This is a genomic window from Occallatibacter gabretensis (assembly GCF_001449115.1).
GTDB classification, from domain to species: Bacteria; Acidobacteriota; Terriglobia; order Terriglobales; family Acidobacteriaceae; genus Telmatobacter; species Telmatobacter gabretensis.
In genome coordinates this window covers 151,478-167,431 of the sequence record NZ_LAIJ01000002.1, presented here as the reverse complement: position 1 = coordinate 167,431, position 15,954 = coordinate 151,478, and the positions used below count along the sequence as shown (strand labels likewise).

Genomic DNA, 15,954 nt, shown 5'->3' with positions numbered 1-15,954 from the left:
GAATATTTCATTCCCTCAAAGATTCTTTTCGATCCTGTGAAACCAAATAGACCTCAATTTCGTTTGGCTTGTAAGCGGCTGGCCAATCTGTCGGGGGACGAACCCGACTCCTCACCCCGACAGCAGTTTTGCGCTACAAACTGTCTGTTAAAGTGGAGTTCCAAGAGAAATGAAGCAAAAGCCACTTCTGAACCTTTGCTTGCTCGCTGTCGCACTGCTGGGTCTGTGCGGAAGTAGAGCTGCGGAAACGCAGGCGCCGCCGGACTCCCCGCCACCTCCTGCTCATTCGCGATCGCATAGTGGCCCGCAGGAGCAGCATTCCGCCAGCAAAAAATCCGCCAATACAGATTCCGATGAATCGATTCTCCTGGATGCAACCCACATCGGCGCGCCGGTGATGCTGACCAAAGGGTGGCGCGTCGGCGTGACTGGCGACGAGGCTGCTGCATCCGACTTTGACGATTCCAACTGGGCGGTGCGCGATGCAGCCGAATCCATCGCCGACGTGGATGACGACTCCGACTCCGATAAAAACAACGACAACGGGCTCCGGAGACACGGCCCGCATGACTTCGTCTGGTTCCGTCTGCATCTGAAGCTCGCGCCGAACCACGGCCCACTCGCTTTGCTCATCGAAGTGCCAGTCAAGGGAAGCGCGTCCTTAAGCGGAGTCGGCACCCTCAGTTCTGACGCTGTCGTTTTCGCCAATGGCCAGGAGATTCGTCCAGATGGACCGAACAATGCCACTCCGGAGCGCTACCAGTCCATTTCCCGTCTTTACCATCTGCAGGTGCCGCCGGGGGAGACAGGTCTTACTCTAGCCGTTCGCACATTTCACATCCCGTTTGGACTGACGGCATACACACGCTTCTTTGCCGCTCGCACGCTTATGCTGGGTAGTCCGGAATCGCTTACCCGTTCTGTTGAACTGTGGCGCGATCACAGTCTCTTTGAGCGGCTGCCCAAAGTAGTGAACTCCATTCTGCTGGTGGTTTTGGCCGGGTTTCTTTTTGCTCTTTACTTCACGCAGAAGGGGCACCGGGAATATCTCTGGCTGGGCTTATATGAGCTGGTGCAGGCGCCGATCAGTCTCATCGACATGGCAGGCAGCTTTGCCTATATGGAAACGCTGCTCTACGCTGCCATTTTCCTGCAGCTCGTAGCCATCTCCGCCTATCTTTACTTTGAATTCCTGGTGGCCTTTCTTGATCTGAGCCACCGCTGGACGGGGAAATTCAAGCGGTGGTTTATCTATGCGCTCCGCTTCACCGCGCCTGTTCTGCTCGGCGTTGGCCCGCTTCTGCTGTTTGTTGAGCACGGCCGGTTCGTTGGCGTTTTGCTGGGATTTGACATGGTGGCAAGCGCCTTCTGGATGCTTCTCTGGCTGGTCTTCTGCCTGGTGGTGCTGATTGCCGCCACGGCGCGCCGCAACTACGAAGCAGGCTTGCTTCTTATTCCGCTGCTGCTCTCGTTCGTTGGGCTGATCGAACCCATCTTCACCTCCGGCATGATGGACACCAATGGCCACCCGTACCATTCGCCCCTCACCGTCTATGCCGGTCCGGTGCCCATTCACTTTGCTTCCATTGCGGATTTTGTGGGCCTGCTCACCATTGTGCTGATTATTTTCGGGCGATTCCTCCGCATCCACCACGTCCAGGAACGTGCCTCAAGCGAGCTGGCCGCAGCGCGCAGCGTGCAGGAGCTGATGATTCCCCAGGAGAAGGTCAAAACTCCCGGCTTTGAAGTCGAATCCGTCTACAATCCTGCGGCCGAGGTGGGCGGAGATTTCTTCCATATCGAAAACACTCCGGACGGCGGGATGCTGATCGTCATTGGCGACGTGGCTGGCAAGGGCCTGAAGGCCGCCATGAATGTCTCCATGCTGGTGGGCGCTCTTCGCGGCGTGGATGTGCACAGTCCCGCCAAAGTTTTGCAGTCCCTGAACAGGGCAATGGTCGGCAGCGACAGCTTCACTACCTGTCAGGCCGCATGGTTCGGCCCCAATGGCGAACTCGTCATGGCCAATGCCGGTCACCTGCCGCCTTATCTCAACAGCCAGGAGATTGCCATTCCTGGCGGTCTGCCGGTTGGCGTACTCGCCGATGTTACTTATGACGAGATTCGTCTATTTCTGCATCCCGGCGACCGCGTGCTATTTCTCTCCGATGGCGTCGTTGAAGCCCGCCAGCCTTCTGGTGAACTCTTCGGCTTTGACCGAGTGCACAACCTGAGCAATCAATCCGCCTTCTATATTGCTGATGCAGCCAAGGAGTTTGGCCAGGAGGACGACATTACTGTCCTTACTGTGCGGCGACTGGCACCTGCTGCTGTTGCGGCCTAACGTTGAATTTACGCATAATCTAGCTTAAGCTGGCTTAAACAGGAGCCTTCAATGCTGGAAGTTGGTGCTTTTGAAGCGAAAAATACTCTTGGGGCATTACTTGACCGAGTCGAAGCCGGTGAAGAAGTCCGTATTACGCGCCATGGCCGACCCGTAGCTCGCCTTGTTCCGGACGTGAAACCCGACATCGCTCGCGCACAGGAAGCCGCTAGACGCATTCGCGAGCGCGCCAAAGAGAATAAGCTAGGTGCGTTCAATTGGGACGAGTGGAAGGCATATCGCGATGAAGGCCGCCGGTGACTCTCGTTTTGGATGCTTCCGTGACGCTGGCCTGGATTTTGCCCGGGAAAAGAACGCCGGCAATCGAATTCGTACTTGAGACTGTTGTGAGTTCTGGTGCTGTTGTTCCCGAACTCTGGCGAATTGAAATAGCCAACATCCTGCTGGTCAGTGTTCGCCGTTCGCGAATAACGCGTGCGTACAGAGATGAATCGCTGGAAGACCTGAACGGCCTCGCCATTACTATTGACAACGAAACCAGCTTGCATGCTTGGTCACGCACTCTCGCCTTGGCGGATAAGCATGGCCTCACACTTTACGATGCCGTGTATCTGGAACTCGCGCATCGACTTGAATTGCCTCTTGCAACACTTGATGAGGATTTGCGTCGTGCTGCTGAAAAAGAGAAGATCCTTCTGCTCGGCATATAGCTTTCAAAACAATAAAAGCCCCATCCGTTTGGATGGGGCTTTTATTGCATATTACTCACCTGGGATTAGTCGTAATACTCCAGCCCGAGGTGCGTAATCAGTCCTTCGCCCTTGATGTAGCGCAAGGTGTTCTTCAGCTTCATCGACTGAATGAATAGATCGTGCTCCGGGTACAAGCCCTCGGCGGTCTGCGGTGACTTCAGGTAGAAACTCAGCCACTCCTGAATACCAAGCGAGGCCAGTTCCGGCGTGCGCTTTGCCAGGTCGAGGAAGAGCACCAGATCCAGCGCAATTGGCGCAGCCAGAATCGAATCGCGGCAGAGGAAGTCCACCTTGATCTGCATCGGATAACCGAGCCACCCGAAGATGTCGATGTTATCCCAGGCTTCCTTGTCATCTCTGCGCGGCGGGTAGTACTCGATGCGAATCTTGTGGTAGATGTCCTTGTACAGGTCCGGGTAAAGGTCCGGCTGGAAGATGTATTCGAGTGATCCCAGCTTCGACTCTTCCTTCGTCTTGAAGCTCTGCGGCTCGTCCAGCACCTCGCCGTCGCGGTTGCCCAGGATATTCGTCGAGAACCATCCGCGCACACCCAGCATGCGAGCCTTGAAGGCCGGCGCAAGCACCGTCTTCATGAACGTCTGCCCGGTCTTGAAGTCCTTGCCGCAGATTGGCGCGGAGTTCTTCTTTGAAAGCTCAATCATCGCCGGCGTATCCACCGTCAGGTTCGGCGCGCCATTGGCAAACGGCACTCCTTCGCTCAGCGCCGCATAGGCATAAATCTGTGAAGGCGCAATGCCCTCGTCGCTGTTCTCCAGGCCCTTTTCAAACGCTTCAATGGACTGATGCACTGCCGACGGCTCAAGGAAGATCTCCGTCGACCCAGCCCAGATCATCACTACGCGGTCCACGGTCTTTCTAAAGTTGCGGATATCTTCAACGACCTGGTTGGCAAGATCTTTCTTGTTCTTGCCCGTCTTCACGTGCGTACCGTGCAGACGCTTCACATAGTGCTGGTCAAACACCGCAGGCAGCGGCTTGATGGTCTCAAGATACGGCTTCAACCGAAGCAGAAGATCTTTATCGAGCACCGCCGCGTGCGCTGCGGCCTCATACACGTTGTCTTCAAAAATATCCCAGCCGGTGAAGACCACGTCATTCAGGTCCGCCAGCGGCACAAAATTCTTAATCAGTGGCGAGGTACCATCTGTGCGCTTGCCCAGCCGAATCGTGCCCATCTGCGTCAGCGAGCCAATCGGCTTCGCAATCCCGCGCCGAACTGCTTCCACACCTGCAATCATCGTGGTGGCCACGGCGCCCAGGCCGACCACCATTACTCCCAATTTGCCCGTCGCGGGCGCAATGCTCTGCACTTCCTTGCTCGACATCGTTACTCCTCGTCCTTCCTGTCTGTTTCAGCGTGGCTTTTCACGCGCCACCTGTTTCAATTCGCCATCATGGCCAAACACGTAAGTGTATCGTGTCAGCCCATGTTTTCCCTGCGGGCGCGCTGCACATGCGTCCATACAAACCAAACACCGGCAACCAGAATCAGAACAATGATTGCCGTATGGAACCGATGAAAGTATTCGTGGAATGGCGAGTGCGGATCGTCCCACTGCTCGCCCAGCTTCATGCCTGCATATGCCAGCGCCAGGCACCACGGCCATGAGCCGATAAATGTGTAGAGATGAAACTTTCCCTGCGGCATCTTCGCAATGCCTGCGGGAAACGCGATAAACGTCCGCACCACAGGCAGCAGCCTTCCCACCAGCACCGTAGCCGAACCATATTTCTCAAAAAACCGCGTCATGCGATCCAGGTCGTGCTTGCTCATCAGCACCCAGCGGCCGTAGCGCTCCACCAGTGGCCGTCCGCCCTTGGCGCCAATCCAGTACGCCACCACGGAGCCCAGATTGCACCCGATCGCACCTGCCGTGGCCGTCCACCACAGGTTCAGGTGTTTGAGGTACACCAGGTAGCCCGCAAACGGCATGATGATCTCAGAAGGCAGCGGAATGCACGCCGATTCAATCGCCATCAGCGCGGCAATTCCGGCATACCCGCCGGCATCAATCACACTCGTTACAAAGTGAACAAGGAAGGCAACAATCTTATCGCTCATGCGTGGTCTCCAGTATAAAGGGTCTCCTGCGCGGACGGCGAACGTACTGCCTCGCGGCAGGTTGCGCGAAAGAGACAGACTCGCTGCGCTGTTACGATAGATAGTCACGCAAAGATAAAAAGAGGTGCCGTTTTGTCCGACTTTCCTCCCGTTCCGCTCACGCTTGAAGGCTCCGCCGTACTGCATCAGTTCTTCCGCTTTGACTGGAAATCCTGGCGGGCCTTCGCGGATACCTCCTCGTATAGCGAGTCCTACTCGGAGAGCGAACGCAAGAAAATCGTTGCCGAGTTCATTTCTGTATTTCACGGCCTTGAGAAATCCACCGACGGCAAAGTTCAGTCCGCGCTGTTTTCGCAGCTCGGCCACAAGGGCGACTTGATCTTTGTGCACTTCCGCGATTCGCTCGAAGCGTTAAACCAGGTGGAGCTGACACTAGCGCAGACTCGCTTCTATGATTTTCTGACCCCGGTGCACTCCTATGTTTCCGTTGTGGAGCTTGGGCTATATGAGTCCACGCGCAAGACGTATGAGGCCGCGGCGGAGAAGGGCCTGGCGCAGCACTCACCGGAGTGGAACGCGGAGATTACTGAATCGCTCGCGCGCGCTACGGCAGCGATGGCTCCGCGCCTCTTTCCTGGGATGCCGGAGGCGAAGTACCTCTGCTTTTATCCCATGGACCGCAAGCGCGACGAGCAGAAGAACTGGTACAACATTCCCTTTGTCGACCGCCAGCGCATGATGCACGACCACGGCATGATCGGCCGCCGCTATGCGGACCAGGTACGTCAGATTATTACCGGGTCCATTGGCATGGATGACTGGGAGTGGGGCGTGACGCTCTTTGCGGAAGAACCGGTGGTCTTTAAAAAGCTCATTTACGAGATGCGGTTTGATGAGGTCAGTGCGGACTACGCGCTGTTTGGGCAGTTTTTTATTGGGTTGAGGTTGCAGATTGATAAGCTCACTGACTGGCTCAGTGGCAAGCTATAGTTAGTCAAACAAGCATGCCAACAATTTTCGACAATGTCGTTCGAAAAGAGAATGATCACACCGGTCTTCTCCGCAATCTGATGGACCGCTACCCTGTCGTTGCGTCTCAGGTCCTTACCTGTCTTACGGGGAGCGACATATCCGAGATTGAAGCAGCAAAACTGACTTATCGAACTCAATGGATATTTGAGGGACCTGGCGGTCGTGAAATTCCAGACATTGTGGCGCGCGGAGATATGCTGTACTGTCTGATCGAAGCGAAAATTGATCCTCAACTCGGATTAACTGAAAAGCAATTGCAGGGCTATGCGGAGTGCTTTTCTGATAGCGTCGGCAGAAGGCATTTATGTTTTCTTGTGCCTGATGATTGGAAGCACTGTGAACAAGTTGCCAAGATCAAAGCTGTGCTTGAGCCTCAGCATATCAATGTACATCGACTTACCTGGGGAGAATTGGTTAAGCATTTAGCAGAGGCGGCCGCCAAAGTTCATAGCGACGAGATATTGAAAGAGGTTATAGGCTTCTGGAAGTGGAGGTTTGAAAGCTGCAGCATGGACCCTAAAGAGCGTGATTTTCTTCAATCTTGGTCAGGCGCGGAATATCGCGCAATTCGTAAGTTAGAAAAAGCAGTTGACCAGGCGAGGAAACTATTTGATGCACGATTGAGCCAGACGGAGTCCGAGACAGATATTGGAGCGTACGGCTTTTACATCAAACGCGATAATCATTATGTGCTTTGGGTGGGAATCTGGGATAAAGCTCCGACACCTTTAGGTTTTAGCTGCCTCCCCGCAAAATCCAATTGGATTAAGCCAATGAAATCCCTCTCCGGATATGATTCCGTAAATGGTAAATTTGGGGAACATTACTTTTGGAAACTTCAACCAGAAACCTGGGATAACCCAGAGGCTATTTATACGACAGTGAAATCGTTTTTGGATACCAACTATTAACCCCTCACGCCGCATCCAGCACAAGCTTCTTCCCCAGTGCACGCAGAGCCACGTCGATCCGGTCGATCTTGGTGGCGTGTTTCAGATCGGTCAGGCGGTTTACTTCCTGCTTTGTTGTTCCGATGCGCCGCGCCAGCTCAATGGGCCGCACCTTCTGCCGCAGCATTTCATTCAGCAGCAGAACCTTTGCCATCACGCTTAGCGGCAATTCCACGATTGCCTGCCCGCGCTTAGGCTGAGACGGCATGGGAACTGGGCGCTGGTCTTCAAAATAAAAGTCCATCGACACTTCAAGTGCTTCCTTGGCCATCTCCAGCGCCTCAGCACGATTTTTCCCGTGCGTAATCGCTTCCGGAATGTCGGGGAAGGTAGCGAGAACAAATTCTCCATCCTTGCGAAGCTTAACCGGATAGCCATGCATAGTGTTACTCCTTCTCCTTGAGCCCAAGCTGCTTCTTGATGGCTTCCACCAATCCCTTGCCAAGCTCCTTGTCGTGCATCGGCACCACGGATTGTTTCCCGTTGAAATAGAGCTTGAGATGGGAACCCTTCTGATCCCCGAAGATCACACCCTGTTTTGCCAGCCACCGTTTGAACTCGGAGCTCTTCACGTTTCAAGAGTACACACTTTTGTTTACTGCGACAATCCCGCAAACTCCGCTACTATGAAATTTATGGCCGCGACCAGAACTGCCCCCAAAAAGTCCGTAGCGAAAAAAACTACCCCAAAGAAAACCGCCCACCGCGGCGATCTTGCTCCAGAACGCGTTGCCGCGATTTTGCGTGGGCTGGATGAAGCCTATCCCGAAGCTATCTGCGCACTCGATCACAAGTCGCCATGGGAGCTGCTGGTGGCTACGATTCTTTCGGCGCAGTGTACGGATGTGCGGGTGAATATGGTTACGCCCGCGCTCTTCAAACGCTTCCCTACTCCGGCGGCAATGGCGAAGGCGACACTGCCGGAGCTTGAAGCGCTGATTAGGACGACGGGGTTCTATCGGAACAAGGCCAAGTCTCTTCAGGGTGCGGGAAAGACCATTACAGAAAACTTTGGCGGCAAGGTTCCGCAGACGCTTGCCGAGCTGATCACCGTTCCCGGAGCGGCGCGGAAGACGGCGAATGTGGTTCTTGGGGTCAGCTTCGGGAAGGCTGAGGGCGTGGTGGTGGATACGCATGTCTTTCGTATCTCGCGGCGGCTTGGTCTGGCCAAAGGTGACACGGCTCAGAAAGTCGAGCAGGAGCTGATGCATGTGATTCCGCAGAAACGCTGGATCAGCTATTCGCACCAGATCATTCATCACGGGCGCAAGGTCTGCATTGCCCGCAAGCCGAAATGCCATGAGTGCAACCTGGAGCAGCTCTGCCACTCGAAGGATAAGACCTGGCATTCGTGAAATTTGCCTGAGTTATCCTGTGCAAGCTTGATTCCGAACCTAATTTATTTTGTGCAGGTTGCAGTTCTTCGCTCAGTTTCTACGGAAATCTTTATGTGATCCTCATTCCCTGACTGTGCAACGCTGGGTGTTTACTCTTTGCATAACATATATGGTTACCTGCCCTCGAAAAGGATGGGGGAGGGGGGCCTTCCTCTCTTAAAACATGAAAGCCCGAATCCGCTATGGATTCGGGCGTTCTTTCTGCTGCTGATTATGAGTAAAGCACAAATGGGGTTAATTGCACGCAAAGTTTCTGGAGTGAGAAGACGGTACGAAAGGACAGTGGACTTTGGTAACGGTCAGCGAAAGAAGAAATCCGCGACTGCAGCGATGAGGCCGGGGACGTCGGAGGGATTGGCCTGGATGGCGGGGAGCCAGTTGTGCTCCCGCAAGGTCTGGCTGGTGACGGGGCCGATGGAGATGGCGGGAATGTCTGCCAGTGGAAACTGAATTCCTGCTTTGGCGGCAGCTTGTGCGAGATGCGTCACGCTGGAGGAACTGGTGAATGTCACGGCGTCGAGTTTCTTCCCTAAAGCTGCGCGCAGTTTTTCGGGAGCATCGGCTGGAAGGACGTTGCGATAGGCGTCGACTACATCGACTGTGGCTCCCGCAGTACGCAACGCCTCTGGGATGACGTCGCGGGCCTGCGATGCGCGGGCGAGAAGGATGCGCTGGCCGGGCCAGTAGCTGGCCAGACCTTCAACGAGACTTTCAGCTACATAGCTGGTGGGAATGAAATCGACCTGAAGGCCTGCGTTCTGAAGCGCGGCGGCAGTGGAAGAGCCGATGGCGGCTACTTTGGCGCGGGCAGAGATGCTGAAGTCCAGATTCAGTAGTTTCGCGCGATTGAGAACAGCTTGCACGGTATTGGTGCTGGTGAAGATGAGCCAGTCATAGGAGGCGACGTCGTGGAGCGCTGAGTCGAGGGCGGCAAAACTTCCGGGAGGACGGATTTCGAGGATGGGGACTTCAACGGGTTCGGCTCCAAGGGAGCGGAGGCCTTCTGAGAGCTTGCTGACCTGGTGCGCGGCTCGGGTTACGAGGATGCGGCGGTTGGTGAGGGGGAGCGGGATTGAGGCGGAGTCAGGCATTGGTGGTTTGGAAGGATGGGGACGGGTGAATGGTTGGATTTGTGATATCCCAGGTCTCAAAATCGAGACCTGGGGCACCCTCAATTTGCGGTAGAACGGATAAAAAGCAACGACAAGAACAACCGCAGATCCTTCACTCCGCCTGAAGAACGGCTTCGTTCAGGATGACACGCCATAGGGAATAAGAAGTTTGGCAGCGCCGGATTGCATCAGGCGTTCGGCGGCGAGGAGGCCGAGGGTGTGCGGCTCGGTTCCCTGCCGCAGATTGCGCTCATGAATGCGGATGGAGGCGCCGGTGGCGGGGTCGGCTACGACGGCGAAAATTTCTACTTGCGCAGAGACTGGGTGTGCTGCATCTGGGAAGCGGCAGTGGACGCCGATGGGGACCTGGCAGCCGCCGCCGAGGTCGGAGAGGCAGGCGCGTTCGGCGGTGACGGCGTAATGCGTGTCGGGATCGTTGAGGAAGCTGAGGGCGGCGATGGTGACGGTATCGCCGAGGCGAGTTTCAATGCCGAGTGCGCCCTGGCCGGCGGCTGGGCAGAACTGATCGGGCTCGAGGCGCTGGCGGATCCACTCAGTGCGTTCGAGGCGGTCAAGGCCGGCGGCGGCGAGCAGGATGGCGTCGACCTGGCCTTCTGCCAGTTTGCGAAGGCGGGTATCGACGTTGCCGCGAAATTCTACTGCTTCGAGGTCGGGGCGTAGGGCTTTGAGCTGGGCGCGGCGGCGCTGGCTGCTGGTGCCGATTCTTGCTCCCTGCGGAAGTGCGGCGAGGCTCTCGTAGTGAACGGAGACTAGAACGTCACGTGGGTCGACACGCTTTGGTGTGGCGGCTAGCTCGAAGCCTTCGGGCAGGTCCGTGGGCAGGTCTTTGAGAGAGTGGACGGCGAGATCGACCTTGTTTTCGGCGAGGGCATCTTCAATCTCTTTTGTGAAGAGACCCTTGGTGGTGCCGGACTGCTGGGCTACCTGCGCGAAGGTGATGGACTGGAGGCGGTCGCCGGTGGTCTTGATAATTTCGATTTCGACGGAGTGGCCCTGGGCGCGGAGAAGGCCGGCGATGTGGTTGGCCTGCCAGAGGGCGAGCTGGGAGCCGCGGCTGCCGATGCGAAGGTTCATTTGCGGGACTCCGCTGTAGCTGATTGCGTATCGAATGCCTGCTCGGTGGGCTCAGGCGAGGCGGAGATGATGTCAGGGCCGTTTTCCGTGATCACAGGCAGCGAATAGGTTTCGCAAATTGCGTCGAGGCGGGTTGCGTCGTTGTCGCGGGCGGCCTGCTTGAGGGCCTGCATGGGTGGGTGAAGGAACTTGTTGACGAGGCCGCGAGTGAGGGCTTCGACGGCTTCGAGCTGATCGGGGGTGAGCGGGCCGAGGCGGGAGAGTGCGCGCTTGATTTCAGACTGACGGAGCTCTTCCGCCTGCTTCTGGAGAGCAACGATGGCAGGCGCGGCGGAGACGGCACGCTGGCGTTCATGGAAGCGCTCGACCTCGCGGGCGATGAGGGCCTCGGCGTCGGCTGCCTCCCGGCTGCGCTCGTCGAGGTGCGAAGCGGCTACCTGCTGGAGGTCGTCGATGTCGTAGACGAAGAGGCCTTCGAGCTTGTTGACTGCCGGGTCGACATCGCGGGGAACGGCGATATCGATGAAGAACATGGGGCGGTTGCGGCGTTTCTGCAGGTACTTCGTACCGTGTTCCTTTCGGAATATGGCATGGGGAGAACCTGTGGAGGTGATGACGATGTCTGCCTCAGCGGCGGCTTCATGGAGCTGATCGAACGGGATGACGCGGGCGTTGAAGGGCTCGGCCATTTTGTGCGCGCGCTCTGCAGTGCGATTGGTGACGAGGACGGTGCCTGCGCCCTGTTGGACCAGATGACGTGCGGCTAGCTCTGACATTTTGCCTGCGCCGACGAGGAAGACGGTGCGGCCGTTGAGGGATCCGAAGATGCGGCGGGCCAGCTCGACGGCGACTGAGGCGATGGAGACCGAGCTGGAGCCGATCTCGGTTTCTGTGCGGACTTTTTTGGCAGCGGCGAAGGTGGATTGAAGGAGATGATCAAGCTGGCCGCCGATGGTGCCGGATTCGCGGGCGACGGAGAAGGCTTCTTTGACCTGGCCGAGGATTTGCGGCTCGCCGATGACCATGGAGTCGAGGCTGGAGGCGACGCGGAAGAGATGGCGTACGGCCTGCTTGCCGCTGTGCTGGTAGACGTGGCCTTCGAGGGAGTTGGGGCCGAGGTTGAACTGGTCGCGCAGGAAGGCGGTGAGATCGGGGCTGATGTTGTTGTCCTGATGGTCTGCGGCAGGGATGAGGGCAGTAATCAGTTCGACGCGGTTGCAGGTGGAGACGATCATGCACTCGGCGACGCCGGGGACGGAGGCGAGGGCGCGAGTGACGGAGGCGAGATCGTCGCGGGAGATGGCGATGCGCTCACGCAGCTCAATGGGCGCGGTTTTGTGATTGACGCCGAAGACGCCAAGGACGGTTTTGTGGCTCTGTTCGGGTGACAGGTTAGGCGTCATGGGGCACCGTACCTGTGGACCGAGCTGAACACGTTGGCTGCCCAGACGGCGAGCATGACCAGAAGGACGGCTCCGGAGAGATATGCGGCGCGGCGGCCGCGAAGGCCGGCAGAGTTGCGGACAAAAAGCAGCAGCACGTAGACGGCCCACATGATGAAGGAGGCGATGACCTTGGGATCGCGGAAGTAGGCTGCGCCGAGGACGGAGTCCTGCGCGAGGACTGCGCCGATGATGAGGCCGACGGTCATGCAGGGAAAGCCGAAGAGCAGCGTGGCGTGCGCCATGCGCTCGAGGTTGTCGAGGGGCGGAAGCCAGTCAAGGGCGCGGGGACTGGTACTGGAGGGCTTGGCTTTGATTCGTTTTTCCTGCACGAGATACAACAAGGATGCGAGAAGACTGAAGCCGAGGGCTGTGTATGCGGCGAGGAGGGCTACGATGTGCGCGACGAGCCAGCTGATGCGGACGCCAGCGGAGGGAAAGATGTATCGATCTACGCCGAGCGCTGGGATGAAGATGATGAAAAAGGTGACGGGCAGGGCGAAGATGCCGAGCGAAACCGCTCTGTAAAGCCACCAGACGAGGAAGAAGGCGGCGGCGACGAGGAGGGCAAGGAGGGATTCCGTATCGCGGACGCCTACCGGGAGCCAGCTATGGGCGGCGGCGAGCATTTCCACGACGGAGACGAAATGGAAGAAGAAAGCCAAGCCGCCGAGGTAGAAGGTGGCTTTGCGCCAGCGCTCACGGGCAAAGAGCACGGCGGGAAAGACAGCGACGCCTGCCGCTGCATACAACACCGCCGCTACTCTGAGCCAAAGCAAATACATTCCGCCGACCTCTTGGGACGCAAGTACCAGTATAGTTTGCGTTCGTGTTCCGTTCCCTGAATACGTGGGGAGGGTGGAATGCAACATCCTCAATATGGTTGATTTGGGTGGGGCGGGACGGTGTCTGGCGTCACAGTGCAAAGGCTGGTTCGCTTTGGAGTCTAAGGTGTGGGGCGCACGGTAAGCTTGTAATCAATTGTGATCAAGGATGAAGGTCAATCCGTGGTGGAGGCGTTTGCGTTAACTAGCCCTGGTGTGGGGGCGGACGCTGAGGCTGTTGTGGGTGAGGCAGGTGCTGGCGCGGCGGGTAAGGCTGCAGAGCTGACGCCTTTTATGCGGCAATGGACGGCGGCGAAGACGGAGAATCCGGATGCGCTGCTGTTCTTCCGCATGGGGGATTTTTACGAGCTTTTTTACGACGATGCGGTGACGGCAAGCCGCGAGCTGCAGCTGACGCTGACGGCGCGGGATCGCGAACGGCTGGTGCCGATGTGCGGGGTTCCGTATCACTCGGTTGAGGGCTACCTGACGCGGCTGCTGAGGCGGGGATTCCGGATTGCGATCTGCGACCAGATGGAAGACCCGAAGCTGACAAAGAAGATTGTGCGGCGCGAGGTGACGCGGGTGCTTTCGCCGGGAACGGCTCTGGATGCTTCGCTGGCTGCGGAGCAGAACAATTTTCTGGCGGCTTATTTTGAGGCTGGTGTTTCCCACCCTAACGACAAAAACAAAAGCGTCGCGAGGGTGGGGCACCCTGTTTGTGCGGTTGCGCTGCTGGATGTTTCGACGGGGGAGTTTCGCACGGCAGAGTTTGCGGGTGCGAATGCGAGGGCGCAGGCTGCGGACGCGATTCTGATGGCTGGGGCGAATGAGGTGCTGCTGGGGGTGAGTGCGGAGACTCCGGCGGGGTTGGAGCGTGTGGCGGCGAAGACGCGCGTGGAGGACTGGGTCTTTACACATGATTTTGCCGTGCCGCTGGTGGAGCGGCAGCTGCATGTGAAGTCGCTTGAGGGCTTTGGGCTTGTTGGGCACGAGGCGGCGGCGATTGCGGCGGGCGTGGTGCTGCATTATGTACGGACGACGCAGAAGAATGAGGCGCTGCATATTGATTCGCTGCGGTTCCAGGAACACTCCACGGCGCTGGAGCTGGACCAGGTTTCTGTGCGGAATCTCGAATTGATAGAGCCGCTGTTTCAGGGACAGAACTCGCACGTAACGCTGTTTCATACGCTGGATGAGTGCCTGACACCGATGGGCAAGCGGCTGCTAAGGGCGACCATTCTGCGGCCGCTGATCGAGGCGCGGGAAATTGACGCGCGGTATGAGGCGGTGGGTGAGGCCGCGGGTGATTTGATGCGGCGGGAGGAACTACGGCGTGCGTTTGCGGGGATTCTGGACCTGGAGCGGCTGCTGGCGCGGCTGTCTTTGGATTCGGCTGGGCCACGGGATGTACGGGGGCTGGCGGCGAGTTTAGCGAAGTTGCCGGGGCTGAAGGCGGCGATTGGCGCGATGGACGCGCCGCTGTGGAAGGCGATTGCTGCGCGGCTGGATACGCTTGAGGATGTGACGGCGCGGGTTGCGACAACGCTGGTGGATGAGCCGCCGCTGACGTTGGCGGATGGTGGTGCGATTGCCGTGGGTGTGGATGCGGAGCTCGATGAGCTGCGGACGATTTCGACGAGCGGGCGGCAGTCGATTGCGGCGATTGAGGAGCGTGAGCGGCAGCGGACGGGGATTGGATCGCTGAAGGTTCGATATAACTCGGTGTTTGGTTATTACATCGAGATTACGAAGTCGAATCTCTCGCATGTGCCGGTGGATTATGAGCGCAAGCAGACGCTGGTGAATGCGGAACGGTTTACTACGCCGGAGTTGAAGGCGTACGAGTTGAAGATTCTTACGGCGCATGATCGCTCGATTGAGATTGAGAAGCGCATCTTTGCTGAGCTGAGGCGGTTTGTGCTGGAGGCGGCTGGGCGAATTCGGCGGAGTTCCGCGGCTGTGGCGGAGGCGGATCTGCTGGCTAACTTTGCGCACCTGGCTGCGGCGCGGAGGTATGTGCGGCCGCAACTGAGTGAGGAGACGGTGCTCGAGGCTGTCGGGGCGCGGCATCCGGTGATCGAGCATTGGATGGAGGAAACGCGCGAGGGACGGTTCATTCCCAATGATATTTTTTTGAATGCTGGCCAAGGTCCGGAATCGCCGGGGCCGAGCCTGCTGCTGATTACTGGGCCGAATATGGGCGGCAAGAGCACATATCTGCGCATGACGGCGATGCTGGTGCTGATGGCGCAGATGGGATCGTTTGTGCCGGCGACGAGTTTGCGGCTGGGGCTGGCGGATCGTATTTATACGAGGATTGGCGCGAGCGATAATGTGGCGCGCGGGCGCTCCACTTTTATGGTGGAGATGACAGAGACGGCTACGATTCTGAATACAGCGACGCAACGATCGCTGATTCTGCTGGATGAGATGGGGCGCGGGACGGCGACCTTTGACGGGCTAAGTCTGGCGTGGGCTACGGTGGAGTATCTACATGCGGAGACTGGAGCGCGCACACTTTTTGCGACGCACTATCACGAACTGACGATGCTGGCTGAGAAGTTGCCGCGCGTGCGCAATCTGCGTGTTGGCGTGAAGGAAGCGGCGAGCGGTATTGTCTTTCTGCATACGATTGAGCCGGGTGCGGCGAGCAAGAGCTACGGCATTGAAGTGGCGAAGCTGGCGGGGTTGCCGCCTGCGGTGATTGAGCGTGCGCGGCATGTGTTGAAGCAACATGAGAAACAGGAACGGCAGAGTGTGCAGGTAGAAACCGAGCCGGAGCCGATGCAGTTGACGATTTTTACGCCGCTTTCGCAGCGGATTGTGGACCGGATTGCGGAGGTGGATGTGAATTCGCTGACGCCGCTGCAGGCGCTGAATCTTTTGGAAGAATTGAAGAACGAGTTGAAGAATTAAGTAC

At 57.6% G+C, this 15,954-nt stretch carries 15 protein-coding genes; 7 read left to right on the top strand and 8 right to left on the bottom strand.

Annotation, left to right across the window (positions count from 1 at the left end):
- Positions 1-169 precede the first annotated feature (169 nt).
- From VO84_RS02515 to VO84_RS02505, 3 genes are read left to right on the top strand one after another with little or no spacing between them, the layout of a single operon-like run.
- Positions 170-2,344: a PP2C family protein-serine/threonine phosphatase gene (locus VO84_RS02515; RefSeq protein ID WP_058185716.1), complete on the top strand. Its 2,175-nt coding sequence runs from the start codon at positions 170-172 to the stop codon at positions 2,342-2,344.
- A 51-nt stretch (positions 2,345-2,395) separates the two neighbouring features.
- Complete coding sequence (locus tag VO84_RS02510; protein WP_058185715.1) at positions 2,396-2,644, top strand: type II toxin-antitoxin system Phd/YefM family antitoxin; 249 nt, start codon at positions 2,396-2,398, stop codon at positions 2,642-2,644.
- Entirely contained in the window at positions 2,641-3,054 is a 414-nt protein-coding gene (locus VO84_RS02505) for a type II toxin-antitoxin system VapC family toxin (protein WP_058185714.1), read from the top strand. Before VO84_RS02510 ends, VO84_RS02505 begins: the two co-directional genes overlap by 4 nt.
- 65 nt (positions 3,055-3,119) lie before the next feature.
- Here the strand turns inward: VO84_RS02505 and VO84_RS02500 are convergent, their stop codons facing one another.
- Together VO84_RS02500 and VO84_RS02495 are read right to left on the bottom strand one after the other, a co-directional pair.
- Positions 3,120-4,442 (bottom strand): inositol-3-phosphate synthase, encoded by a 1,323-nt coding sequence (locus tag VO84_RS02500; RefSeq protein ID WP_058185713.1) that lies wholly within the window; start codon positions 4,440-4,442, stop codon positions 3,120-3,122.
- A 95-nt stretch (positions 4,443-4,537) separates the two neighbouring features.
- Positions 4,538-5,179: a DedA family protein gene (locus VO84_RS02495; RefSeq protein ID WP_058185712.1), complete on the bottom strand. Its 642-nt coding sequence runs from the start codon at positions 5,177-5,179 to the stop codon at positions 4,538-4,540.
- 132 nt (positions 5,180-5,311) lie between these two features.
- Here VO84_RS02495 and hemQ point away from each other — a divergent pair, with 132 nt between their 5' ends.
- Together hemQ and VO84_RS02485 are read left to right on the top strand one after the other, a co-directional pair.
- Positions 5,312-6,169, top strand: coding sequence for a hydrogen peroxide-dependent heme synthase (hemQ, locus tag VO84_RS02490; RefSeq protein ID WP_058185711.1), 858 nt, complete (start codon positions 5,312-5,314; stop codon positions 6,167-6,169).
- A gap of 14 nt (positions 6,170-6,183) precedes the next feature.
- On the top strand, positions 6,184-7,122 hold the full coding sequence (locus VO84_RS02485) for a hypothetical protein (protein ID WP_058185710.1): 939 nt from the start codon (positions 6,184-6,186) through the stop codon (positions 7,120-7,122).
- Positions 7,123-7,126: 4 nt separating this feature from the next.
- Here the strand turns inward: VO84_RS02485 and VO84_RS02480 are convergent, their stop codons facing one another.
- The gene (locus tag VO84_RS02480; protein ID WP_058185709.1) at positions 7,127-7,543 is read right to left on the bottom strand and encodes a type II toxin-antitoxin system HicB family antitoxin; all 417 of its coding nucleotides are present in this window, start codon (positions 7,541-7,543) and stop codon (positions 7,127-7,129) included.
- Positions 7,544-7,547: 4 nt separating this feature from the next.
- Positions 7,548-7,733, bottom strand: coding sequence for a type II toxin-antitoxin system HicA family toxin (locus VO84_RS02475; RefSeq protein ID WP_058185708.1), 186 nt, complete (start codon positions 7,731-7,733; stop codon positions 7,548-7,550).
- Positions 7,734-7,796: 63 nt separating this feature from the next.
- On the opposite strand from VO84_RS02475, the gene nth reads away from it, so the two are divergent.
- Complete coding sequence (gene nth / locus VO84_RS02470; protein ID WP_058185707.1) at positions 7,797-8,516, top strand: endonuclease III; 720 nt, start codon at positions 7,797-7,799, stop codon at positions 8,514-8,516.
- 341 nt (positions 8,517-8,857) lie between these two features.
- Here the strand turns inward: nth and VO84_RS02465 are convergent, their stop codons facing one another.
- The 4 genes from VO84_RS02465 to VO84_RS02450 all read right to left on the bottom strand — a co-directional run bounded on the left by VO84_RS02465 (position 8,858) and on the right by VO84_RS02450 (position 12,992).
- Complete coding sequence (locus VO84_RS02465; protein ID WP_058185706.1) at positions 8,858-9,649, bottom strand: uroporphyrinogen-III synthase; 792 nt, start codon at positions 9,647-9,649, stop codon at positions 8,858-8,860.
- Positions 9,650-9,808: 159 nt separating this feature from the next.
- On the bottom strand, positions 9,809-10,765 hold the full coding sequence (gene hemC, locus VO84_RS02460) for a hydroxymethylbilane synthase (protein WP_058185705.1): 957 nt from the start codon (positions 10,763-10,765) through the stop codon (positions 9,809-9,811).
- Complete coding sequence (gene hemA, locus VO84_RS02455; RefSeq protein ID WP_082661627.1) at positions 10,762-12,168, bottom strand: glutamyl-tRNA reductase; 1,407 nt, start codon at positions 12,166-12,168, stop codon at positions 10,762-10,764. Before hemA ends, hemC begins: the two co-directional genes overlap by 4 nt.
- A complete protein-coding gene (locus tag VO84_RS02450) occupies positions 12,165-12,992 on the bottom strand; it encodes a cytochrome C assembly family protein (protein ID WP_058185704.1) in 828 nt (275 codons plus the stop codon). Before VO84_RS02450 ends, hemA begins: the two co-directional genes overlap by 4 nt.
- A 333-nt stretch (positions 12,993-13,325) precedes the next feature.
- On the opposite strand from VO84_RS02450, the gene mutS reads away from it, so the two are divergent.
- A complete protein-coding gene (gene mutS, locus VO84_RS02445) occupies positions 13,326-15,950 on the top strand; it encodes a DNA mismatch repair protein MutS (RefSeq protein WP_058185921.1) in 2,625 nt (874 codons plus the stop codon).
- The last annotated feature ends 4 nt before the right edge of the window (positions 15,951-15,954 follow it).

Excerpts from the sequence above, each read along its gene's own strand:
- VO84_RS02515 (WP_058185716.1), top strand. The coding sequence starts at position 170 with ATGAAGCAAAAGCCACTTCTGAACCTTTGCTTGCTCGCTGTCGCACTG.
- VO84_RS02510 (WP_058185715.1), top strand. The coding sequence starts at position 2,396 with ATGCTGGAAGTTGGTGCTTTTGAAGCGAAAAATACTCTTGGGGCATTA.
- VO84_RS02500 (WP_058185713.1), bottom strand. The coding sequence starts at position 4,442 with ATGTCGAGCAAGGAAGTGCAGAGCATTGCGCCCGCGACGGGCAAATTG.
- VO84_RS02495 (WP_058185712.1), bottom strand. The coding sequence starts at position 5,179 with ATGAGCGATAAGATTGTTGCCTTCCTTGTTCACTTTGTAACGAGTGTG.
- VO84_RS02485 (WP_058185710.1), top strand. The coding sequence starts at position 6,184 with ATGCCAACAATTTTCGACAATGTCGTTCGAAAAGAGAATGATCACACC.
- VO84_RS02480 (WP_058185709.1), bottom strand. The coding sequence starts at position 7,543 with ATGCATGGCTATCCGGTTAAGCTTCGCAAGGATGGAGAATTTGTTCTC.
- nth (WP_058185707.1), top strand. The coding sequence starts at position 7,797 with ATGGCCGCGACCAGAACTGCCCCCAAAAAGTCCGTAGCGAAAAAAACT.
- VO84_RS02465 (WP_058185706.1), bottom strand. The coding sequence starts at position 9,649 with ATGCCTGACTCCGCCTCAATCCCGCTCCCCCTCACCAACCGCCGCATC.
- hemC (WP_058185705.1), bottom strand. The coding sequence starts at position 10,765 with ATGAACCTTCGCATCGGCAGCCGCGGCTCCCAGCTCGCCCTCTGGCAG.
- hemA (WP_082661627.1), bottom strand. The coding sequence starts at position 12,168 with ATGACGCCTAACCTGTCACCCGAACAGAGCCACAAAACCGTCCTTGGC.
- VO84_RS02450 (WP_058185704.1), bottom strand. The coding sequence starts at position 12,992 with ATGTATTTGCTTTGGCTCAGAGTAGCGGCGGTGTTGTATGCAGCGGCA.
- mutS (WP_058185921.1), top strand. The coding sequence starts at position 13,326 with ATGCGGCAATGGACGGCGGCGAAGACGGAGAATCCGGATGCGCTGCTG.